The 24,027-nt window shown below is 30.3% G+C and carries 20 protein-coding genes and 1 tRNA gene; 14 read left to right on the forward strand and 7 right to left on the reverse strand.

Annotated features, from left to right (window positions below; genetic code table 11):
• Positions 1-70: 70 nt before the first annotated feature.
• The 3 genes from DUT90_RS08225 to DUT90_RS13350 all read left to right on the forward strand — a co-directional run bounded on the left by DUT90_RS08225 (position 71) and on the right by DUT90_RS13350 (position 3,225).
• Entirely contained in the window at positions 71-2,032 is a 1,962-nt protein-coding gene (locus DUT90_RS08225; protein WP_114426679.1) for a histidine kinase, read from the forward strand.
• 9 nt (positions 2,033-2,041) lie between these two features.
• On the forward strand, positions 2,042-2,791 hold the full coding sequence (locus DUT90_RS08230; protein ID WP_114426680.1) for a LytTR family DNA-binding domain-containing protein: 750 nt from the start codon (positions 2,042-2,044) through the stop codon (positions 2,789-2,791).
• Positions 2,792-2,916: 125 nt separating this feature from the next.
• Entirely contained in the window at positions 2,917-3,225 is a 309-nt protein-coding gene (locus tag DUT90_RS13350) for a helix-turn-helix transcriptional regulator (protein ID WP_181858167.1), read from the forward strand.
• A gap of 265 nt (positions 3,226-3,490) precedes the next feature.
• Here DUT90_RS13350 and DUT90_RS08240 read toward each other — a convergent pair.
• The 3 genes from DUT90_RS08240 to DUT90_RS08250 form a co-directional block, all read right to left on the reverse strand.
• A tRNA-His gene (locus DUT90_RS08240) sits at positions 3,491-3,566 on the reverse strand.
• A 56-nt stretch (positions 3,567-3,622) separates the two neighbouring features.
• On the reverse strand, positions 3,623-4,339 hold the full coding sequence (gene bshB1 / locus DUT90_RS08245; RefSeq protein ID WP_114426682.1) for a bacillithiol biosynthesis deacetylase BshB1: 717 nt from the start codon (positions 4,337-4,339) through the stop codon (positions 3,623-3,625).
• Positions 4,340-4,401: 62 nt separating this feature from the next.
• Positions 4,402-5,559, reverse strand: a complete 1,158-nt coding sequence (locus DUT90_RS08250; protein ID WP_114426683.1) for a PLP-dependent aspartate aminotransferase family protein — start codon at positions 5,557-5,559, stop codon at positions 4,402-4,404.
• A gap of 72 nt (positions 5,560-5,631) precedes the next feature.
• Here DUT90_RS08250 and DUT90_RS08255 point away from each other — a divergent pair, with 72 nt between their 5' ends.
• From DUT90_RS08255 to DUT90_RS08265, 3 genes are all read left to right on the forward strand, one after another.
• Positions 5,632-6,327, forward strand: a complete 696-nt coding sequence (locus DUT90_RS08255) for a Rossmann-like and DUF2520 domain-containing protein (RefSeq protein ID WP_114426684.1) — start codon at positions 5,632-5,634, stop codon at positions 6,325-6,327.
• Positions 6,317-6,841: an HAD family hydrolase gene (locus DUT90_RS08260; RefSeq protein WP_114426685.1), complete on the forward strand. Its 525-nt coding sequence runs from the start codon at positions 6,317-6,319 to the stop codon at positions 6,839-6,841. The genes DUT90_RS08255 and DUT90_RS08260 overlap by 11 nt, the downstream gene beginning before the upstream one ends.
• A gap of 69 nt (positions 6,842-6,910) precedes the next feature.
• Complete coding sequence (locus DUT90_RS08265) at positions 6,911-7,339, forward strand: DUF2147 domain-containing protein (RefSeq protein ID WP_114426686.1); 429 nt, start codon at positions 6,911-6,913, stop codon at positions 7,337-7,339.
• Positions 7,340-7,368: 29 nt separating this feature from the next.
• On the opposite strand, the gene DUT90_RS08270 is transcribed toward DUT90_RS08265, so the two are convergent.
• Entirely contained in the window at positions 7,369-8,010 is a 642-nt protein-coding gene (locus DUT90_RS08270; protein ID WP_114426687.1) for a protein-L-isoaspartate(D-aspartate) O-methyltransferase, read from the reverse strand.
• Positions 8,011-8,127: 117 nt separating this feature from the next.
• Here DUT90_RS08270 and DUT90_RS08275 point away from each other — a divergent pair, with 117 nt between their 5' ends.
• The 3 genes from DUT90_RS08275 (at position 8,128) to DUT90_RS13510 (ending at position 10,811) form a co-directional block, all read left to right on the forward strand.
• Positions 8,128-9,087, forward strand: a complete 960-nt coding sequence (locus tag DUT90_RS08275; RefSeq protein WP_114426688.1) for a Gfo/Idh/MocA family protein — start codon at positions 8,128-8,130, stop codon at positions 9,085-9,087.
• Between the two features lie 178 nt (positions 9,088-9,265).
• Positions 9,266-10,153: a 3-hydroxyacyl-CoA dehydrogenase family protein gene (locus DUT90_RS08280; RefSeq protein ID WP_114426878.1), complete on the forward strand. Its 888-nt coding sequence runs from the start codon at positions 9,266-9,268 to the stop codon at positions 10,151-10,153.
• A 22-nt stretch (positions 10,154-10,175) separates the two neighbouring features.
• Positions 10,176-10,811 (forward strand): acyloxyacyl hydrolase, encoded by a 636-nt coding sequence (locus DUT90_RS13510; RefSeq protein WP_258848526.1) that lies wholly within the window; start codon positions 10,176-10,178, stop codon positions 10,809-10,811.
• A gap of 61 nt (positions 10,812-10,872) precedes the next feature.
• Here DUT90_RS13510 and DUT90_RS08295 read toward each other — a convergent pair whose 3' ends face one another.
• Positions 10,873-11,346, reverse strand: a complete 474-nt coding sequence (locus DUT90_RS08295; RefSeq protein ID WP_114426689.1) for a Dps family protein — start codon at positions 11,344-11,346, stop codon at positions 10,873-10,875.
• A gap of 104 nt (positions 11,347-11,450) precedes the next feature.
• Between DUT90_RS08295 and DUT90_RS08300 the strand changes: the two genes are divergently transcribed.
• Complete coding sequence (locus DUT90_RS08300) at positions 11,451-12,392, forward strand: hydrogen peroxide-inducible genes activator (protein ID WP_114426690.1); 942 nt, start codon at positions 11,451-11,453, stop codon at positions 12,390-12,392.
• 57 nt (positions 12,393-12,449) lie between these two features.
• On the opposite strand, the gene DUT90_RS08305 is transcribed toward DUT90_RS08300, so the two are convergent.
• Positions 12,450-14,069 carry an ABC-F family ATP-binding cassette domain-containing protein gene (locus DUT90_RS08305; protein ID WP_114426691.1) on the reverse strand — a complete coding sequence of 540 codons (1,620 nt, stop codon included), beginning with the start codon at positions 14,067-14,069 and terminating at the stop codon, positions 12,450-12,452.
• A gap of 174 nt (positions 14,070-14,243) precedes the next feature.
• Between DUT90_RS08305 and DUT90_RS08310 the strand changes: the two genes are divergently transcribed.
• From DUT90_RS08310 to DUT90_RS08325, 4 genes are all read left to right on the forward strand, one after another.
• Positions 14,244-15,623: a hypothetical protein gene (locus tag DUT90_RS08310; protein WP_114426692.1), complete on the forward strand. Its 1,380-nt coding sequence runs from the start codon at positions 14,244-14,246 to the stop codon at positions 15,621-15,623.
• 122 nt (positions 15,624-15,745) lie between these two features.
• Entirely contained in the window at positions 15,746-17,563 is a 1,818-nt protein-coding gene (locus DUT90_RS08315) for a DEAD/DEAH box helicase (RefSeq protein ID WP_114426693.1), read from the forward strand.
• 207 nt (positions 17,564-17,770) lie between these two features.
• Positions 17,771-20,683 carry an FAD-binding and (Fe-S)-binding domain-containing protein gene (locus DUT90_RS08320; RefSeq protein WP_114426694.1) on the forward strand — a complete coding sequence of 971 codons (2,913 nt, stop codon included), beginning with the start codon at positions 17,771-17,773 and terminating at the stop codon, positions 20,681-20,683.
• Positions 20,684-20,828: 145 nt separating this feature from the next.
• Positions 20,829-21,293 carry a hypothetical protein gene (locus tag DUT90_RS08325; RefSeq protein ID WP_114426695.1) on the forward strand — a complete coding sequence of 155 codons (465 nt, stop codon included), beginning with the start codon at positions 20,829-20,831 and terminating at the stop codon, positions 21,291-21,293.
• An 83-nt stretch (positions 21,294-21,376) separates the two neighbouring features.
• Here the strand turns inward: DUT90_RS08325 and DUT90_RS08330 are convergent, their stop codons facing one another.
• The gene (locus tag DUT90_RS08330; RefSeq protein ID WP_114426696.1) at positions 21,377-24,013 is read right to left on the reverse strand and encodes a valine--tRNA ligase; all 2,637 of its coding nucleotides are present in this window, start codon (positions 24,011-24,013) and stop codon (positions 21,377-21,379) included.
• Between the last annotated feature and the right edge of the window lie 14 nt (positions 24,014-24,027).

The following is a 24,027-nucleotide window of genomic DNA, read 5'->3' on the forward strand; positions in this document are numbered from 1 at the left end:
TTTACCTGTAAATAATACAAGAATACTTTTATATTTAACTACTTAAAAAACTAGTACCACGTTTATTCACATGCACAAAAAAATACTTTTCATCATTTTTATCTTTGCTATTTATAGTAACTATGCACAGGAAAATAAATTATCGCGTTTTTCTATAGTTGATGATTTTACAGAAGCTACCATAAATCACATTACTCAAGATAAAATTGGTTATTTATGGATTGCTAGTGATAATGGCGTTTATAAATTTGATGGTATTAGGGCTCAAAATGTATCCACTAAAAGTTCAAACTACGTTTTAAAAAACCAAAACACGATATATATAGCACATACCAATGGACTTACCACTTGTTATCAAAATAAGAAAGAACACTTCAACTCTAATGAAGTTTACAAAATATCGGTCTTTAAAAATAGTATTTTCTTAGCCACAGCTAAAGGTATTTGCATTTTTAGAAAAAATCAAATAGTTCCTTTATTTTTTAATTCTATAATAAATTCTTCTATTGTTTACAATATAGTTAATGCAAATAATCAATTTTATATAGCAACTAACAAGGGGTTATGGAGTACAGATAATTTAATTACACCACAAAAAATAAAAAAAATTTCTAATTTAACTTTTAAACAGTTTTTGGCGACAAAAAATTATATGGTTACTGTAGCCAACAATCTCGAAATCTTTACAATAGATAAAAATGCAACAATTCAGAAGGTGTATGAATTAAAAGACATCCATTCTCTTAAACAATTAAATGACGAAATTTGGATTTCTACAACTTCAAACGGAATTGAAGTTATCAATGCCCATACGTTCAGTTTTATTAGAAAGGTTAACAAATACAATGCTAAAATTAGTAATACACTTACATCACTTTTTGTAGATACAACAAATTTCCTTTGGGTTGGAAGCAACAACGGATACATTTACCAGTACGATAGTAACACCTCAAAATCAGTTGTACCAAAAATACATTTTGAAAAGGTTTTGGTGAATTACAAAGAGGTTAATCACCTTGAAAACAAAAAACAAAACTTACCATCATCAGAGAATAATATCACATTTTCTTATAAAACTGTAGATTTCAAAAACCCTCACAAAACACAATACCGTTACCAACTTAATAAAAATACATCTCCTTGGAGTATACAAAGTCAGGTAACATTTGCAAGTTTACAATCAGGATCATATGTGTTTACAGCTCAATCTAAAAGCAACAATCAATTAAGTGGTAAAATATCTTACTCCTTTACCATTGCAGATCCTTTTTACAAACAAACTTGGTTTTATATTTTGATTACTTCATTATTCTGTTTAGGTCTAGCTGCTGTTATTGAACTTAGAATAAAAAAAATAAAAAAGAAAAATCAGCAAAAAGTAGTACAGTTAACCACTCAAAACTATTTGATGAGTTTAGAACAAAAAGCGCTACAACTTCAAATGAATCCTCATTTTATTTTCAATGTACTAAATGGAATTAAAGCTTTGGGTAATGCTGGCAATTTAAAAGAACTTAACAAAACCATTACGCAATTTTCAATTTTACTACGCAGTATTTTAAATAATTCTAGAACAGATGAAATTACTCTATTAGATGAAATACAGACCCTAGAAAGTTATTTAGCTTTAGAACAAAAGATGCATACATTTCATTTTGATTATTCAATACAACTAAATTTAAAGGCTATAGATACAGAAGAAATCTTAATTCCACCTATGTTAATACAACCATTTGTAGAAAACTCTGTAAGGCACGCTTTTAGTAACACTAACACAAAGGCTAAAATTGAGGTCATTTTTGAAGTAAAACATCAGAACCTTCATATTACAATTTTAGATAACGGTATAGGTTTTAGAAAAATAAAGGAAAAAAGAGACAAAAAACACAAATCTGCTGCTTTAGAAATCACTGAAGAAAGAATTCAAAATATAACACCTAATCATGGTTTTCATATCGGTACTATTTTGAAAAATGAATCAGTAAAAGGTACTAAAGTAGCTTTTAAAATTCCACTAAAAACAGATTATTAACATCAAAATATGAATGAATTTACATCATTTGTGGTAGAAGATAATTTACTAGCTTTAGAAATGTTAGTAAATGATATTAACATGCATCTTACAGAAGTTTCTGTATTAAATACAGCAACTAGTGTTGTTGAAGCCGCAAAACTATTGCAGCAAAAACAACCTGATATTCTCTTTTTAGATATTATGTTAAGTGACGGTACAGGATTTGACATTCTAGAAATATTTCCAAATTTGACATCCAAAATCATTTTTATTACAGCTAGTGATGCATATGCCATTAGAGCATTTAAATTTGCAGCAATAGACTATATTTTAAAACCATATTCAATTTCAGATTTAATACAGTCTTTTCATAAAGTAAAACAGCAGTTATCTCCTCAAAAAGAACAATTAACAATTCTAAAACAAGCAGTTACAGAGCCTACAAAAAAATTACAAAAACTATCCTTACATACGCAAGAGAAAATAATAGTAGTAGATATTACCAATATTGTGCGTTGTCAATCAGATAACAATTACACAACTTTTTATTTTTTAGATAAAACAAAAATATTAGTTTCTAAAACACTTAAATATTACGCAGACATATTAAAAGAGTATAATTTTATTAGAGTTCACCAAAGTCATTTAATAAACACCCTTTTTATCAAAGAATTTGTAAAATCTGATGGAGGATATTTGATATTAAAAGATGGATCTAACATCCCTGTTTCTGTAAGAAAAAGAGCAGAAGTTTTACGTATTTTAGATTCCTTCTAAAAAAATTTATTTAAAAAAACTTGTTTTGTAGTGAAATTTTACTACATTTGGAGTAATTAATTAAAATGAAGAGTGAGGATAGACAACGATCAGATAGAATAATTAAGGTTTTTAAAGATAGTAGATTGAATCAAAGACAATTTTCAGAATTAATCGGAGTTTCTCAACAGCTTATTAGCGCAGTTGTCAACTATACTAAAAAACCTAATGAAACTATTTTGTTTGCTATCATCGATAACATACCAGACATAGACCCTATGTGGTTATTAACTGGACGAGGAAAATATAATAATAACTATGCACCCCTAAGCGAAGTTCGATCCCCTATAGAATTTCAGATCAAAAGCATAGTCAAGAAGCAGTTTGAAGAATTATCTAGCAATATTCTTCAGAGAATATCAAATATTGAAGAGTCTGTGAACCAATCTAATTAGTATTCCCCACAGAATAATAATATCACAACTCTTAATGATTGTCATCCCCTAATTAAGATAATCATTTGTCAAAAGACTCTCAATATTTGATTGATGCTTCTAAATGATTAATTCTCAATCTTTACAAATATACGTAAAAATCACAAACTCATTACCTTTTCTTTGTTTTTAAACCTGTAAATCAAACACATAGTTTTTTATAACTACTTTTTAGTAAACATAATTCACAAAAAAAACCTACTTAAAAAGTAGGTTTTGTTATTTTGGGTGAAAGACCGGTTTCGAACCGGCGACCTCCGGAACCACAATCCGGCGCTCTAACCAGCTGAGCTACAATCACCATTTGCTGTTAGCGGATGCAAATATAATTTATTTTCATTTCTGTGAAAAGAAAAAATTAAATTAATTTACTTAAATTTTGTACAGCTACGTAACGCTCTGAAGTAAAACCTTCTGCATGCTCTACACCTATTAACCTCCCTAAGTCTCTAGCTCTGTAAGTTACACTATCAGTAAAGTTTTTACTAGAAATTGGTGTTTGAGGTTCTTTACTATTTGGATCAAAAAATTGAGAACCGTATGCTAAAACTGAAGCCACCTTTTTATCTATAAAACCTGTTACATCAATTACAAAATGTGGTTCTATATTTTTCCATTGTATATAATGATACACTTGTTTGGGTCTCCATTTTTCTTGTACTAAACCTTCAATTTTTGTTTCAATCTTTAATAAACCACTTAAAAAACAAGCATCAGAAACCAATTTACTTCCTTTAGGATGATCTATATGTCTATCATCAACTGCGTTACACAAAACTATTTCTGGTTGGTATTTTCTAATCTTTTCTATTATTTTTAATTGATGTTCTTTATCATTGGTAAAAAAACCATCTGCAAAAGCTAAATTTTCGCGCACAGAAACACCTAAAATTTTAGCAGATGTTGCCGCTTCTTTAGCTCTCAATTCAGCTGAACCACGTGTACCTAACTCACCTCTTGTTAAGTCTATAATTCCTACCTTTTTTCCTGAGGCTACTTCTTTGGCTATTGTTGCTCCACAACCCAATTCTACATCATCAGGATGAGCTCCAAATACTAATATATCTAATTTCATTACTTTCTAATTTCTAAATAACTCTTTTATTAAACTAAATTTGATTAAACTTTGTAAAAAAGTTACATCTTTACTTTACATATAGCTTGTTCTATGTCTGCTATTAAATCTTCAGGCTCTTCTATACCAACAGAAAAACGAATTAAACCGTCTTTTATACCTCTTTCTAATCGTTCTTCTTCACTTAATAATGCATGGGTAGTCTGAGTAGGACTTACTGTTGTACTTTCTAAACCTGCTAAACTCATTGAAGGCTTAATCAATTGTAAATTATTTTGAAAGGCCATAGTATCTATACCATCTTTCAATTCAAAAGACAACATTGCTCCAAACCCTTTCATTTGTTTTTTTGCCAATTCATATTTCGGATGACTCTTTAAACCAGGGTAATACACCTTATCTATGTTTGTGTTTTTTTCTAGATATTCTGCCATTTTCTGGGCATTTTCTGTTTGCGCAGAAACTCTAAGATTTAATGTTTTTAAACTTCTTTCTAGCAACCAAACCGTTTGATCACTTAAGTTACCACCAAAGTTTATAGCTGTTTTCCAAATTTCTTCTATATGCTTTTTAGATGCCGCAATTGCTCCTGCAGAAATATCTGAATGACCACCCATGTATTTTGTAGCAGAATGTAAAATAATATCAATACCAAAATCTATTGGGTTTTGATTGATAGGTGAAGCAAACGTATTATCTATCATGGTTATAATATCATGTTTTTTTGCCAAGGTAGTTACTGCTTTCATATCTGTAATTCCTAAAAGAGGATTAGAAGGTGTTTCTATATACAATATCTTAGTATTTTCTTTAATCAATGTTTTAAAGTCTTCAATATTATCAGACTCAGTAAACGAATATTCTATACCGTATTTATCAAATTCAGAAACAATAAAATTATACGTTCCCCCATATATTACTTGTTGTACAACTACATGATCTCCTTTTTGTAAAAAAGTCATTAACGCAGCAGAAATTGCAGCCATTCCTGAAGTAAAAATTAATGCATCTTCAGCATGTTCTAAGGCTGCAATTTTTTTATGTAACATTTGTTGATTTGGCGTATTAAAATAACGTGGATATCGTTTAACATCTACCCCATCAAAAGCATAAGAAGTAGAGGTGTAAATAGGAGAAACCGCTCCTTTAAACTGTTCGTCCTTTACCTCTCCAACATGTACACAAGTTGTGTTTAATCCTAATTTATTAGATTCTTTCATTTCATTTGTTTCTTAGGGCTAAATTAACAAATCTTAAATTATCTTTTCTTAAAAAAACGATATCTTCGTAGTATGATATCTGTTCTACTTGTTGGTAAAGGAAATGTAGCTTTTCATTTATACAATGCTTTCTTAAAAGTTGACGAAATAGATGTTAGTCAAATCAATTCTAGAAAGTTACAAAACATACCCAATGCAGACGTTACCATAATTGCCGTATCTGATGATGCTATAGCAAAAGTTTCTGCTCAAATTAAGAACTCTTTTGTAGTTCATACTTCTGGTGGATGTGCTATTGACGAACTACAAAACACTACTAGAAAAGGTGTGTTTTACATGTTACAAAGTTTTTCTAAAGAAAAAATAATTGATTTTTCAGAAATTCCTTTCTGTTTAGAAGCGCATAACTATAAAGATTTTAAAGTCCTTGAAAAACTTGCTATAGCTATAGGCAAAAAAGTTTACAAAGTAAATTCTGAACAACGAAAAGCGTTGCATGTTGCTGCCGTTTTTGTAAATAATTTTAGCAATTACCTTTACAAAATTGGGAATGATATTTGCCATAAACACAACCTTTCTTTTGATATTTTAAAACCTTTAATTAAAGAAACCGCTTTAAAAATAGAAACCCTAACACCAGAAAAAGCACAAACAGGACCTGCTATTAGAGGAGATCAAAAAACAATACAAAATCATTTAGATTTATTGACTAAAAAACAGCAAGAAATCTATCAAATCTTAACAAAATCAATCCAAAATGGAGATTAGTTACAAACAATTATTAGCCAATATTTCAACATTTATTTTTGATGTTGACGGAGTACTAACAAACGGTATGTTAACCATAATGCCTGATGGCGAACTGGTAAGACATATGAACGTAAAAGATGGATACGCTATGAAAACTGCTTTAAATAAAGGGTTTAGAGTCTGTATTATTTCTGGCGGCACCAATCAAGCTGTAAAAAGCAGATTAGCCGCTTTGGGTATTTCTGATATTTATTTAGGGGCTCATAATAAAATAGTTCAGTACACAGAAATCATTGAAAAATACAAGTTAAAACCTGATAACGTTTTATATATGGGAGATGATATTCCAGACGTACCTGTGATGCAAAAAGTTGGTTTACCCTCTTGCCCCAACGATGCTGTACCAGAAGTTCAAAAAGCAGCAAGATATATTTCTGACTACAAAGGCGGAGAAGGATGTGTTAGAGATGTTATAGAGCAAGTTTTAAAAGTGCAAAGGAAATGGGACAATTATTTTGATGCCACTTTATAAATTTAAAATATATATAATTATATTTATGAGTTGCTTTAAATTGACAAACATTTAAAATTTTAATAAATTATGAATAAAACAATTTTAACTTTTGTATTTCTTTTACTAACTATAAGTATTAACTCACAAACTATTTTTGGAAAATGGTTGTCTACCAATGATGAGACTGGAGAAATAGATTCTGTAATAGAAATGTATGAGAAAGATGGAAAAGCTTATGCCAGAGTTATAGAAATAAAAGACCCAAACAGGCAAACCGCTGTTTGTAAAAAGTGTGAAGGTACCAACAAAAACAAACCTATTTTAGGTTTAGAAATTTTAACTGGCTTAGAAAAAGATGATGATGAATGGTCTGGTGGAGAAATTTTAGATCCTAGAAATGGTAACGTCTACAAATGTTATATAAAATTAGTAAAACCTAATAAATTAAAATTAAGAGGTTTTATTGGTTTTTCTTTATTAGGAAAAACAAAATATTGGACTAGAGCTAAAAGTTAATTGATACCATGAAATGAATAGCTGTTAGGTTAGTTTTTTTCTTCTAACATAGGCACAAACGCAAAGTCACCCAATTCGTGTTTCTCAAATTGTGTTGCAGATTTTCTAACAAATAAAGTCATTATTTGTGTTTTGTCTCCAACTGGAATTAGTAGCATACCTCCTACTTTTAATTGAGATAATAAAGGCTTGGGTACAAAAGGAGCTCCTGCAGTAACTATAATTTTATCAAAAGGAGCTTGTGCTGGTAAGCCTTTGTAACCGTCTCCAAAAACAAATCGTTTGGGTTTGTACCCTAATTTGGGTAAAAAATTAGATGTCTTTTTAAACAATTCATGTTGTCTTTCTATAGAATATACTTCTGCCTTTAACTCTAGCAAAACTGCTGTTTGATAGCCTGAACCTGTACCTATTTCAAGTACTTTTTCTCCATTTTTAACAGCCAATGTTTGCGATTGAAAAGCCACAGTATAAGGTTGAGATATGGTTTGTTCTGCTGCTATTGGAAACGCTTTATCTTGGTAAGCATGAGACTCAAAACTACTATCTATAAATAAATGCCTCGGTATTTTTTTTATAGCATTTAGTACGTTTTGATCTGTAATTCCTTTTGCTAGTAATACATTAGCTAATTGATTTCTAAGCCCTTGATGTTTAGCAGTATCTTTCAAATTTTATAAATTTATAAGCTCTAAAAATAGTAATAAATCTATATAAATAGGCATAAAATTGTATCTTTGTTAACAGTCGATTTTTTGAAATCGGTAAACTTATAAAAATTTTTATTTATGCTAAAAGCAGGAGTTTTAGGTGCGGGTCATCTAGGTAAAATTCATTTACGTTTATTACAACAATCTACCAAATATGATTTAGTTGGTTTTTATGACCCTTCTAAAGAAAATGCTAAAAATGTAGCTGATGAGTTTGGTTATAAAGCATTCAATTCTATAGAAGAGTTAATAAATGCTGTAGATGTTGTAGATATTGTTACTCCTACTCTTTCGCATTTTGAATGTGCTAAACAAGCTATAGAAAAAGGTTGTCATATTTTTATAGAAAAACCAATTACCAATACTATTTTAGAAGCAGAGGCTATAAAAACACTAGCAAGCCAATACCACGTTAAAGGTCAAGTTGGTCATGTAGAGCGTTTTAACCCTGCGTTTTTAGCTGTTAAAGATAAAATAGACAACCCTATGTTTATAGAAGCACATAGGTTGGCAGAATTTAACCCAAGAGGTACAGATGTACCTGTGGTTTTAGATTTAATGATTCATGATATAGATATTATTCTTTCTGTTGTACAGTCTAAAGTAAAAAATGTACATGCAAGTGGTGTTGCTGTAATTTCTGAAACTCCAGATATTGCCAATGCTAGAATAGCGTTTGAAAACGGTTGTGTTGCTAATTTAACCGCAAGTAGAATTTCTATGAAAAATATGCGTAAATCTCGTTTCTTTCAAAAAGATGCTTACATTTCTGTAAATTTTTTAAGTAAAGAATCTGAATTGGTTAGAATGAAAGATGTACCTGAAAATCCTGATGAATTTGCAATGATTTTACAAAATGCAGAGGGAATAAAAAAACAAATTTATTTTGAAAACCCAGAGGTTGAAGATAACAATGCTATCTTAGATGAGTTAGAAACTTTTGCAGATGCAATTAACACCAATACTACCCCTATTGTAACGTTAAGCCAAGGAGCAGAAGCACTTAGGATTGCACAAATGATAATTGATTGTTTTTAAGAACAAAGTTTATAAACAAGAGGCGTTAGGGATAGCAGTGGAAATCCTTTTTTATGTTGGTTGAAAAACTTTTTGCGAAGTTATGAGCAAAACTTTTAAGAGCAACTACAAAAGATTGAAACGAAAAGCCCGACCTTTAGGTAACGCTCAAAATAATAATTCTAATAATTTACTATTGATGAAAAATATTGCTGTTATTGGTGCCGGAACCATGGGAAACGGAATTGCGCACACCTTTGCTCAGTTTAATTATACTGTAAATTTAATAGATATTTCTGAAAGCTCTTTAGAAAAAGGTATGCAAACTATTTCTAGAAATCTAGACAGGATGGTTGCTAAAGAGAAAATTTCTGAGGCCGATAAAATACAAACTTTACAAAATATTACAACATTTACTGCTATTAAAAAGGGAGTTGTTGATGTTGATCTTGTTATTGAGGCTGCTACAGAAAATGAGATTTTAAAAATAAAAATTTTTAAAGAGCTAGATACTTTTTGTACTGAAAAAACCATTTTAGCAACAAATACTTCATCTATTTCTATTACACAAATTGCAGCAGCTACAAGCAGACCTGAAAAGGTGATTGGGATGCATTTTATGAATCCTGTACCCGTTATGAAATTAGTAGAAATTATTAGAGGTTACAATACTTCGGATACTGTGATGCAAACTATTGTTGCGCTTTCTAAAAAAATTCATAAAATACCTGTAGCGGTAAATGATTATCCTGGTTTTGTTGCCAATAGAATTTTGATGCCTATGATTAACGAATCTATAGAAACGTTGTATAATGGTGTGGCCGGAGTTTTAGAAATTGATACTGTTATGAAACTTGGTATGGCACATCCTATGGGGCCCTTACAACTTGCAGATTTTATTGGATTGGATGTTTGTTTGTCTATTTTAAATGTAATGTATGATGGATTTAAAAACCCTAAATATGCTCCGTGCCCATTATTGGTAAATATGGTTACGGCAGGAAAATTAGGGGTAAAATCTGGCGAAGGTTTTTATGACTATAGTGAAAGCAGAAAAGCTGAAAAAGTAGCAACACTTTTTAGTTAGTTTTTTAAACTGAAAACCTTAGATGAAATACAGATTTTTACTTATTATTTTATTATTTATTTCTGCAACTATAGTTTGTCAAAGTAAAACAAATAAACTAAAACCTGCTAAAATTGGTGTTTTGTACAATTATGGAGCTAATGAAAATTTTATTTTTGATGATCCTGATTATACATATACTACAAAGACCATAAAAGCTCAAGCTTTTTATGAATTGGCAAATTGGAAAAAGTTAAATTTTGAGTTGATTGTGCAACCTCAAATTCAGTTTTTAAATCATCAATTATTAAACAAGTGGTTTGTAACACCAGACCAAGATAATGTTCAAGAAAAAATAGCTGAATTTACACAACCTAAAAAGATGAACTTATATGGTGTAGAGTTTGGTTTTGTTGTAAAAAAGAAACTCATTTCTAAACTTGACATACAAGGAGGTATCAGTTTAGGTTTTAACTATATAGATACAAGAACAGAAAGACTTGCCAAAGGATTTACTTTTACAGAAAATTTTTCTTTAGGTTTTTCTTATAATGTCTTTAAAAAATCATTTATTTATTTAGGTACAAACTTTGGTCATGTGTCTAACCTAGATTTTCAAAAACCCAATGATGGTTATAACATTTTAGGCATTGACATAGGCTACTCTTTTGAGATATAAACAACAAACCTCCTCTATTTTATCTAAAAGAGGTTTGTTGTAAGTAAAGTTATTTCATTTTTTAGTTACTTAACCAAGAATTCAACATCCAAATTGTTTTTTCTTGTTCGGCTATAAAATCACTCATCATTGAGTTTGTACCCTCGTCTTCTGCTTTATCAGACAATTCTAAAATTATTCTTTCAATTTTTAACAATTCAGAAAGAGAATTTACAACCAATTCTACACCTTCTACATCGTTAGAAATATTTTTACCTACGGGTACAGAAGCTTGGGCAATATAGTCAGAAAAGGTGTGTAAAGGCGTACCTTGTAAGGTAAGAATACGTTCTGCAATGTCATCAATTTTAACTTGAGAATCAGTATAAAATTCTTCAAATTTAATATGGAGTTCAAAAAAACTTTTCCCTTTAATATTCCAATGTAAACCTCTTAAATTTTGATAAAAAATTTGAAAGTTAGCTAACAAATCATTTAAATTATCAACTAAATTAGCAGAATCTTGTTTGTCTAAGCCTAATATTGTTTTGTTCATTATATCTTTGTTTTTATATAAGCCAAATTTATTCAAAAAAAAAAATCATAAACCATAACTATTGTCGATAGTTTTAATATCTTTATCAAAATTTATTATCAAAAATGACAATCACACAATTAAAGTATGTTTTATCTGTTGCAGAATATCAAAATTTTACCGTTGCTGCAGAACACAGTTTTGTTACTCAACCTACGTTAAGTATGCAAATTCAAAAATTAGAAGACGAGCTTGATGTACAAATATTTAACCGATCTAAAAAACCTATTGAACTTACTGATATTGGTAAAAAAATAGTAGAACAAGCTAAAGTAATTGTAGATGAGAGTAATAGAATTTTAGACATTGTACACCAACAAAAAGGTTTTATTGGAGGTGAATTTAAGCTAGGAATTATTCCTACAATTATGCCTACCTTATTACCAATGTTTTTAAATAATTTTACAAAAACATATCCTAAAGTTAAATTGATTATAGAGGAATTAACTACTGAAGAAATTATACGAAAATTAACTGATGGCCATATAGATGCTGCAATAGCAGCTACTCCTTTAGAAAATGAAGCCATTAAAGAAAGACCTTTATATTATGAACCGTTTGTAGGCTTAATTCCTGAAAATCATAGACTTTTTAACAATAAAAATATTGATGCTGATGAGTTAGAGATGGAAGATATTTTGTTATTGGAAGACGGACATTGTTTTAAAGATAGCATTATCAACTTATGTAGAAATCATAAAATTGATAATAAAAAAGGATTTCAGCTAGAAAGCGGAAGTTTTGATACGCTTATAAAACTATCTAAAGAAGGGTTAGGTATGACACTTTTACCTTATTTACATACTTTAGATTTAAGTGAAAATGACAAGCAAAATTTACGCGAATTTAAAAGTCCGCCACCCGCAAGAGAGGTTAGTTTAATTTATCATAAATCTCAATTAAAAATGCAATTAATAGAAGCTTTAAAGAAAACTATTGATGGTGTTGTAAGAGGAGCTATCTCTTTTTCTGATGTAAAAATTATAAGTCCTTTGCAAAAAAATTAAAAGTTACCTGTAAAAAAAGGAAGCTAAATAGCTTCCTTTTTTTTATAAAATACTTTATTAAGAATACATTTTTTCACGTAACTCCTTAACTTTCTTATCAGACAGATACTCATCAAAAGTACCTAATCTATCTATGGCTCCATTTGGTGTTAATTCTATAACTCTATTTGCTACTGTTTGGGCAAATTCATGATCGTGAGTAGTAAACAAAACATTACCTTTAAAGTTGATTAAAGAATTATTTAAAGCCTGAATAGACTCTAAATCTAAGTGGTTTGTAGGCTCATCTAGAACCAAAATATTAGCTCTTTTCATCATCATTCTAGACAACATACAACGTACTTTTTCTCCACCAGAAAGCACATTGCTTTTCTTTAAAGCTTCTTCTCCAGAAAAAATCATCTTTCCTAAAAACCCTCTTAGAAACACCTCTTCACGCTCTTCTTCCGTTTGTGCATACTGTCTTAGCCAATCTACAAGATTTAAATCTCCATTTTGAAAAAAACGTGAATTATCTAGCGGTAAATAAGACTGAGTTGTTGTAACCCCCCAAGAAAATTTACCGTCATCTGGTTTTTCATTACCCATTAAAATTTCGTAAAAAGCAGTAACGGCTCTAGAGTTTTTAGAAATCACAGCTACTTTATCTCCTTTTTGTAGGTTAATATCTACTTTAGAAAATAATTTTTCACCTTCAAAATTTTTGGTAAGACCTTCTACATTTAGTATTTGATCTCCTGCCTCTCTATCACTTTTATAAATAATTGCAGGATAACGTCTACTAGAAGGTTTGATATCTTCTACATTTAATTTTTCAATCATTTTTTTACGAGAAGTCGCCTGTTTAGATTTGGCAACATTGGCTGAAAAACGACGGATAAACTCTTCTAATTCCTTCTTTTTATCTTCTGCTTTTTTGTTTTGTTGTGCTCTTTGTTTTGCAGCTAATTGAGAAGACTCGTACCAAAATGTATAATTTCCTGAATAGTGATTAATTTTTCCAAAATCAATATCAGAAATATGTGTACAAACAGCATCTAAAAAGTGTCTATCATGAGAAACTACAATTACACAATTATCGTAATTAGCTAAGAAATTCTCTAACCATCCAATAGTTTCAAAATCCAAATCATTGGTAGGCTCATCCATAATTAAAACATCTGGATTCCCAAAAAGTGCTTGAGCTAATAGTACTCTCACTTTTTGTTTACCATCCAAATCTTTCATTAATGAATAATGTAACTCTTCAGAAATACCTAAATTAGATAATAAAGCAGCAGCTTCAGAATCTGCGTTCCAACCATTCATTTCTTCAAATGTTACCTGAAGTTCTCCAATTTTTTCTGCATTTTCATCTGTATAATCTGCATACAGTGCATCAATTTCCTTTTTAATGGCAAACAGTTCTTTGTTTCCTTTAACAACAGTTTCTAAAACAGGAAAATCATCAAACTCATTATGGTTTTGCGTTAAAACAGACATTCTTTTGCCTGGTTCTAGATGTACATGACCAGATGTTGGATCTTGTTTTCCTGAAAGGATTTTTAAAAATGTAGATTTTCCTGCCCCATTTGCGCCAATAATTCCATAACAATTTCCATTTTGAAATTTGGTATTTACTTCATCAAACAACACTCGCTTTCCGAACTGTACTGATAGATTAGAAACTGATAACATAATATTTTTTAAATTTGCAGCAAAAGTACAAATTTGATTTGTCTTTTACAGTTAGATTTTTAACGGTTTTTTATAAAATATTTATCACTTTTATTAGAAGTATTTTAACAGCTAATTAACAGCAATGGTTTACATGAATCAATAAATTTGTTCGTTAGGAAATTATAAATTAATATGTTTAAACACTTAGCTGTTTTTCTTTCTTTGTTTGCGGTTTTAGGATGTAATTCTCCTAAAGACGATTCAATTTACTTTGGAGGTAAAATTATCAACCCTAAATCTGACCATGTCATCTTATATGCTATGGAAAAGGCTATTGATACTTTCTTTTTAGACGATGAAAATAAGTTTATCGGAAAAGTTACTCCCGTAAAAGAAGGATTGTATTATTTTAACCATGGTGTAGAAAATCAGTACATTTATTTAGAACCTAATGATAGTTTAATGTTGCGCCTAAATACATGGGATTTTGATGAATCTTTAGGTTTTTCAGGTAGAGGTGCTGATAGAAATAATATTTTAATTGATTGTTTTTTAGAAAATGAAAAGAATCATAAGGCTTTTTATAAATTGAATCGTTTAAAACCTAATGATTTCAAAAAGAAAATAGATTCTATACTAGAGTTTAAAACAAATACTTATGAGCGATATCTTAAAGAACACCCAAATGAAACCAGTGGATTTCATAATATTCTTAATATAGCTCTAAAATACCCTATTTATTCTAGAATTGAAAGGTATCCAATAGCACATTCTAAATATTCTGAAACGAAACACGAACAAAATTTAGGAAGCGATTTTTACAATCATAGAAAGGGTATTTCTATGGATACAGATTCTTTAATGTACTATCCTGCATACGCACAGTATATTAGAAATTATCTCTATAATTTAACATATGCTTTAGGTTATGAACCTATGAATAATGAGTATTCTTCTGCATTTACAGAAGACTTACTTAAAATTATAGATAAGAATATTTCACCTAAAAAATCAAAAAATGCTTTTTTAAAGCAAACTGTAATTACTCACTTTTATAGAAAATCTAGTTGCGAAATTAATAAAGGTGCTTTTGATACGTATTTTGACTTAAGTTCTGACCAAGACGATATAGATTTAGTCAGAAAAATGTTAATAGACAACAACGCTATTTTAAAAGGAAAAAAGTTACTAGATTTTAATTTGTACGATTATACAAGTGCAAAACACAATATACAAGAGATTATAAAAAGAAAGAATACCTTTTTATTTTTTTGGAATCCTGAATATGTATCTCCTATGTATATAGCTTCTAGAATGAATTATTTTTCAAATAAATTTCCAGAAATTCAATTTATTCAGGTTAGGATTGACGGGAAAAACACTAAAAAAATTCACAAATTAGATATTAAAAATCAATACTACATTGATGCTAAAAGTGAAGCTAATAATTTCTTGTCTAGCAAAATGCCACGTTCTATAATTATTAACAAAAACGGTATTGTAGAAAACGGATATGCCTCTATAAGCTCTTCTAAAGTAGTAAGTCAATTAAAAGAATTGACAAACAAGTAGTTTCTGTAAAATTTAATGTACATTTGCACGATTTTTATTTTGAGCTTAACTCATTAAAAATCAGTCCGAATTATAAACGGGTTTGCAGGTGGGCGTTCTGTGAATCCAAAAAAAACACAGAAATGTCGACATTTACAGATTTAGGTTTAAAAGAACCTATAAACAAAGCATTAACAGATTTAGGCTATCAAAAACCAACTGTTATTCAAGAAAAAGCAATTCCGCAAATTATATCATCTACAGACGATTTAAAAGCATTTGCACAAACAGGAACAGGAAAAACTGCAGCTTTTAGTTTGCCTATTTTACAATTGGCAGATGCTGATAATAAAAATACACAAGCCATTATTTTATCTCCAACAAGAGAATTAGCCGTTCAAATTGGTAATAATATTAAAGATTTTTCTAAATATTTGCCCAATATGAAAGTAGTTACCGTTTACGGTGGTGCAAACATAGAAGAGCAAATGAGAGCCCTTAAAAGAGGAGCTCAAATTGTAGTAGGTACTCCTGGTAGAACTGTAGATTTAATTAATAGAAGAGCCTTAAAATTAGGAAATATAGAGTGGGTCGTTTTAGATGAAGCTGATGAAATGCTTAACATGGGCTTTAAAGAAGAACTTGATAATATTTTAGAAGTTACACCAGAAACTAAGCAAACGTTGTTATTTTCTGCAACTTTTCCTAGAGAAGTAGAGGCTATTGCTAGAAATTATATGACAAAACCTGTTGAGGTTACCTCTGGCGAAAAAAATCAAGGTTCTGACAATGTTAGTCATGAGTATTATGGCGTCACAGAAAGAACACGTTACCCAGCTTTAAAACGTATTGCAGATTTAAATCCTGATATATACGGAATCATTTTTTGTAGAACTCGTAGAGAAACACAAGAAGTTGCCGATAACTTAATTAGAGATGGTTATAATGCAGATTCGCTTCACGGAGATTTATCTCAAGCACAACGTGATTCTGTAATGGGTAAATTTAGAAAAAAAACGGTTCAATTGTTAGTGGCTACAGATGTTGCTGCACGTGGCTTGGATGTAGATAATTTAACACATGTAATCAATCATAAATTACCAGATCAAATAGAAAACTACAACCATAGAAGCGGTAGAACTGGTAGAGCAGGAAACAAAGGAATTTCTATTGTATTGGTTAACAATAAAGAAAAAGGAAAATTACGCCCTATAGAGCGAATTATAAAGAAAAAATTTGTAGAAACAAAAGTACCTTCTGGTAAAGAAATTTGTCAAAATCAATTGATGCACTTAATAGATAAAGTGCAAAATATTGAAGTTAATAAGTCTCAAATAGAAGAATTTTTACCTAGTATTTATGAAAAATTAGAAGGTTTAACTAGAGAAGAACTAATTCAAAAATTTGTTTCTTTAGAGTTTAACACCTTCTTATCTTACTATGAAAATGCTAAAGATTTAAATGATTTATCGTCAAGAGACAATTCAAGAGGAAGGTCTTCTAGCGAAAACATGAGTCGTTTCTTTATCAATATTGGAAGAAAAGATAAGTTAAACCCTGCAAAATTAATTGGCTTAATTAATGATCAAAACATAGGTGACAAGATTGAAATTGGAGCCATAGATATTTTAGACACGTTCTCTTTCTTTGAGGTTGATAAAGCTTTTGAAGAAAAAACGTTAGAAGCCTTTACTTCAAATCAACCCGATTTTGATGGTCGTTCTGTAAATGTAGAAATTACTAAAAAAGATCGTTCTGGAGGAGGCTCAAAAAGAAGAGGCAAAAAACCATTTGGTAAAAAAGAGGGTGGTTTTGGTAGACGTAGAAATTCTGAAGGTGGAGGTCGCAGGAATGACGATGACCGCAGAAGTAGATCTTCAGATAGAAGATCAGACAATAAATCTAGAAATTCTAGCGACAGAAAACCCAGTGGTTTTGGAAGAAAACGTAGAGAGCGTTAGCAACTTTATAAATACAATTTACAAACCTCAATTTAAGCAAATTGAGGTTTTTTTTGGTTAAGACACAAAATATAAATTGCAATTACTCAATAGAAACTATAAGTTTTTAATAATTCAATAAAAATAGAGATTCGTTTTCAATAGTCATTTACTTTTGCAAATATTATTCAGATATTTGCAAAAAACACGTATTCTCATTCGTAAATAATGGTAAAAAACTCTAGTTTAGAAAATTTACACAAAGCTCTTTCTGGTGATGTGTTGTATGACCAATTGCACAAAACTTTGTACGCTACAGATGCTTCTGTATATCGTAAAATTCCTTTGGCTGTTGCTTTTCCTAAAAATGAAAATGATATTAAAATTTTAATAGATTTTGCCAACAAAGAAAATGTTACGCTAATACCAAGAACAGCAGGTACCTCTTTAGCAGGACAATGTGTGGGAGACGGTATTGTGGTAGACGTTGCTAAACATTTTACCAATATTATTTCTTTTGATGAGCAAGCTAAAACTATAAAATTACAACCCGGTATTGTTAGAGATTCGTTAAATGTGTATTTAAAACCTTTTGGTTTATTTTTTGGTCCAAATACATCCACCTCAAACAGATGTATGATTGGAGGAATGGTAGGTAACAATTCGTCTGGAAGCACCTCTATTCGTTATGGAGTTACGCGCGATAAGGTTTTAGCTATTGATGCTATTTTGAGTGATGGAACTTCGGCTACTTTTCAAGAAATATCATCAGAGGAATTTGTAAAGAAAACCAAACAAAATACGTTAGAAGGAAAAATCTATAAATCAATTTTTGATGAATTGTCTGTTAAAACGATACAACAAGAAATCAAAACAGAGTTTCCTAAAGAAAATATACATAGAAGATGTACAGGTTATGCTGTAGATGAATTCTTAAAATCAGATTTGTTTGGAGGAACAGAATCTACAATAAACATAGCTAAACTATTAGCGGGTAGCGAAGGTACTTTAGCATTTTCTACAGCCATTACCATTCAATTAGATGCTATTCCTCCAAAAGAAAGCATCATGGTTTGTACTCATTTTACAAGTATTAATGAGAGTTTAAAAGCCACATTAACAGCAATGAATCACAAGTTGTACAATTGTGAATTGATGGATAAAGCCATTTTAGATTGTACAAAAAACAATAGAGAATTAGTAAAAAACAGATTCTTTTTAAAAGGAGATCCAGAAGCTGTTTTAATGTTAGAAGTTGCGGCAAACTCAATTGCTGAAGCAGAAGTTTTAGCTGATACTTTAATTGCTGACCTAGAAAAAAATAATTTTGGTTATCATCATCCAAAGGTATATGGAGCAGACATTGCTAAAGTTCATTATTTAAGAAAAGCTGGTTTAGGTGCATTAGGAAACATGGTGGGTGACATGAAAGCTGTGGCTTGTATAGAAGATACCGCTGTGGCTTTAGAAGACCTACCTGACTATATTGAAGAGTTTACAAAAATCATGGACAAATATCAGCAAGATGCCATTTATTACGCACATGCTGGAGCAGGAGAATTACACTTACGTCCTATTTTAAACTTAAAGAAAAAAGCGGATGTTGTTTTGTTTCGTAAAATAACTACCGAAACAGCTGAACTGGTAAAAAAATATCAAGGTTCTTTTTCTGGTGAACATGGAGATGGAATTGTACGTGCAGAATTTATCCCACTAATGATTGGCGAGAATAATTATCAATTATTAAGACGTATAAAAAGAGCTTTTGATCCTCATAATGTTTTTAATCAAGGAAAAATTACTGATGCTTTTCCTATGGATCAAAGTTTGCGTTACGAAATAGATAGAGATGAACCAAAAATTGAAACTATTCAAGATTTTTCTGATAGTGAAGGTATTTTAAAATTAGCAGAAAAATGCAATGGCTCTGGAGATTGTAGAAAACCTGTTGAAGCTGGCGGAACCATGTGCCCAAGCTATAGAGCTACCAAAAATGAAAAGGAAACCACCCGTGCAAGAGCAAATGTTTTAAGAGATGTTTTAACAAACAATACGGCTGCTAATAAATTTGATTCAAAAGCATTAAAGCAAGTTTTAGATTTATGTTTAAGCTGTAAAGCATGTGCCTCAGAATGTCCAAGTAATGTAGATATTGCTACAATGAAAGCAGAGTTTTTATATCAATATCAAGAAACTAACGGGTATTCTTTTAGAAGTAAATTATTTGCTAATAATGCAAAACTAAATAAATTAGGTAGCCTTACTCCTGCACTATCCAATGCTGTTTTAAATACACCTTTTGCAAAGAAAGCGATGGGCGTTGCCATAGAGAGAAACGTGCCTAAATTGGCAAAAAAAACACTAAACAATTGGTATAAGCAGCGTAATACTCCTTTTAATAAAACTGAGAAATTTAAAAAGGAAATCTACCTTTTTAATGATGAATTCACTAATTTTTATGATGTAGAAATCGGTAAAGACGCAGTTTTTCTTCTAGAAAAACTAGGTTATAAAGTAATTATTATAAATCATGAAGAAAGTGCTAGAAGCTACATTTCTAAAGGTTTTTTAAAAGAAGCTAAAATAGTTTGTAATAAAAATATTGCCATTTTTAAAAATATCATTTCAGAAGAAACTCCTTTAATAGGTATAGAACCATCTGCAATTTTAACCTTTAGAGATGAATATATTAGATTAGCTAGTAATAAAACAGCTGCAGAAAAGATAGCAAAACACACCTATACTTTTGAAGAGTTTTTAGCCAAAGAAATTAAAAAAGACAATATTGATAAAAGCTTGTTTACCTCTGAAAAAAAGACCTTGAAAATTCATGGACACTGTCATCAGAAAGCTTTATCTGGCACAAATGCTAGTTTTCAGATTTTAAATCTTCCAGCAAATTATACAGTAACTATTATGAATACAGGTTGTTGTGGAATGGCAGGTTCTTTTGGTTATGAAAAAGAGCATTATAAAGTAAGTATGCAAGTAGGAGAAGATACACTGTTCCCTAAAATAAGAAACTGTAGTACAAAAACTGAAATTGCTGCTGCAGGAACTAGTTGTCGTCATCAAATTTACGATGGAACTAAACGTATTGCAAAACATCCAATTACAATTTTAAAAGAAGCTTTACTGTAATTTTTCTTGTTATTTTATTTTAGAGTAAATTTATTAGTTTTTGAAAATCTTAAACTTTATGAATAAGTTTTAGAATTTCTTTAAGATAGTTTTTTTATAAATATTCTTAAATTTGTTTAACAATATTAATTAAAAAATAAACAAAATGAATCAGACAAAAATAATTATTAAACATGCACTATTAATTACAGCTTTAATTGGAGGCTTTTTTTTCTTATGCAAATTCTTTGGTTTAGAGGATAGTCCTTATCTACGATTCATGAATTTATTTTTTGTTGTGTTTGGGGTAAGAAGAGCTATAAAAACTAATATTTTTAGGAATAATGAAACTCAATACACCACTAACTTGGGTATAGGTATACAAACATCTGCTTTAGCAGTTATAGTGTCTATATTAGGAGTTATTGGTTATATAGAACTTATCAATCCAGAATTTTTATCAATTATGAATAGCTCATTTTTAATTGGCGGTAATTTATCTTTGGCAGAAATTACATTTACATTATTAATAGAAGGTATGGCATCTTCTGTAATCGGCTCATTTGTAATTATGCAGTTTTATAAAAATCACGATAAAAAAAGGGTTAGCACAAGTAAACAACCTGCATAAGTCATAGTAAAAGTTATAAATTAACAAAGCCCAAAATCTTAATTCAGATTTTGGGCTTTGTTTTACAAAAAATAGCGAAATATTTATTCTAAATTCTTTAAACTATTTTTAATCGTTTCTATTTTAGCTAAAGTATCGCTTTCTTTTTTACGTTCTAATTCAATAACTTTTTCTGGAGCATTTGAAACGAAACGTTCATTAGATAATTTCTTTTGAATACCAAATAAGAAACCTTCTGCCCTTTTTAATTCTGCATTTAATTTCTTTGTCTCTGCCTCTACATCAATATTTGCTGTAGAAATAGGTACAAAGTATTCGTTAGATTTTACTCTAAAAGATGCACCATCTACTTTTTCAGAAACATAATTTACTAAAGATGTATTTGTTAACTTTTGAATAATTGTGTCAAAGTTTTTAGATTGATTTTCATTATCTACTACAAACAACTCAATAGCTTCTTTAAAAGGAATATTTTTTTCTTTTCTGATAGTTCTTATTCCTGAGACTACTCCTGTTGCAAAATCAAAGTCAGTAATAATTTGTGTGTCAAATGTTTTTTGTTCTGGGTATTTAGCAATAATTAAAGCTTTATCTGGAGTTCTTTCTGCTATAAATTGCCAAATTTCTTCTGTTAAAAATGGCATAAATGGATGCAATACCTTTAAGTTATTCTCTAAAACTTTAATAATAGCGTCAAAGGTAATCTTGTCTATAGGTTGCTGATATGCAGGTTTTACAATTTCTAATAACCAAGATGAAAAATCATCCATAATTAGTTTGTAAATAGACATTAAAGCGTCTGATAATCTGTATTTAGAGAAATGATCTTCAATTTCTGCTAAAGCTTTTTGAAATTTTGCTTCGTACCAAGCCAAACCAATTTTTGCGGTTTCTGGCTGTGATAAACTAGCGTCTACTTCCCAACCTTTTATCAAACGGAAAGCATTCCAAATTTTATTAGCAAACCCTTTTCCTTGTTGGCATAAATCTTCATCAAATAAAATATCATTTCCTGCTGGCGCACTCAATAATAACCCAACACGTACACCATCTGCACCAAACTCTTCTATCAATTTTAATGCATCTGGCGAATTCCCTAAAGACTTGGACATTTTTCGACGTTGTTTATCACGTACTAAACCTGTTAAATACACATTTTTAAAAGGTTTTTCATCTTTATACTCATATCCAGCTATTATCATTCTAGCTACCCAAAAGAATAAAATATCTGGTCCCGTAACTAAATCGTTAGTAGGGTAATAATAGTTGATTTCTTTGTTTTCGGGATTTCTGATTCCGTCAAAAACAGACATTGGCCATAACCAAGAAGAAAACCATGTATCTAATGCATCTTCATCTTGACGTAAATCTTTAGTTGTTAGTTGTTGGTTATTGGTTTTTTGTATTGCTAAAGCTAAAGCTTCATCAATATTTTCAGCTACAACAAAATCTTCTTTTCCATCACCAAAATAATAAGCAGGAATTTGTTGTCCCCACCATAATTGACGAGAGATATTCCAATCTCGAATATTCTCCATCCAATGACGATAGGTGTTTTCAAACTTTTTTGGCACCAAATTAATATCGGTATCATCACCCAAAACAGCAGCAATAGCTGGCTTTACTAAATCTGTCATTTTTAAAAACCATTGATCTGACAACCTTGGTTCTATAACTGCTTTGGTTCTTTCTGAAGTACCAACTTTATTGGTATGCACTTCCTTTTTAATCAAAATTCCTTTTTCTTCTAATTCTTTAGCAACTGCTTTTCTAGCAACAAACCTGTCTTTGCCTTGATAATGCAATCCAAAAGAATTTAAAGAAGCATCTTCATTAAAAATATCAATAACTTCTAAATTGTGCTTATCTCCTAAAACTTTATCATTTTCGTCATGAGCAGGTGTTACTTTCAAACAACCTGTACCAAACTCTACATCTACGTATTCATCTTCAATAATTGGTATCACTCTATTACATAAAGGTACAATAGCCTTTTTACCTTTTAAGTGTGTAAAACGCTCGTCATTAGGGTTAATACAAATTGCAGTATCTCCAAAAATGGTTTCTGGTCTTGTTGTTGCTATCGTTAATGTATCGTTAGAACCCTCAATTTTATATTGTAAGTAATATAAATTACCTTGTTTTTCTTCATAAATTACCTCTTCATCAGAAAGGGTTGTTTTTGCTTCAGGATCCCAGTTTACCATTCTGTATCCTCTATAAATTAAACCTTTGTTATACAAATCAACAAAAACTTTAATTACAGATTCAGACATTTCTGGATCCATGGTAAAAGCGGTTCTCTCCCAATCGCAAGAAGCGCCTAGTTTTTTTAATTGCTCTAGAATAATTCCCCCATATTCATTTTTCCAATCAAACGCATGTTGTAAAAACTCTTCTCTAGTTAAATCGCTTTTACGAATTCCTTGTTCTTTTAATTTAGCCACCACTTTTGCTTCAGTAGCAATTGATGCATGATCTGTACCAGGAACCCAACATGCATTTTTACCTAATAATCGTGCACGACGAATTAGCACATCTTGAATGGTATTATTCAACATATGCCCCATATGTAAAACTCCAGTTACGTTTGGAGGAGGAATTACAATAGTGTAAGGTTCTCTTTCATCTGGTGTAGAATGAAAGTAATTGTGTTGAATCCAGTACTCATACCATTTACCTTCTACTTTTGTTGCATCATATTTTGATGGAATAGCCATACTTTGGAATAATT

This window comes from Polaribacter sp. WD7 (assembly GCF_003335085.1).
Taxonomy (GTDB): Bacteria; Bacteroidota; Bacteroidia; order Flavobacteriales; family Flavobacteriaceae; genus Polaribacter.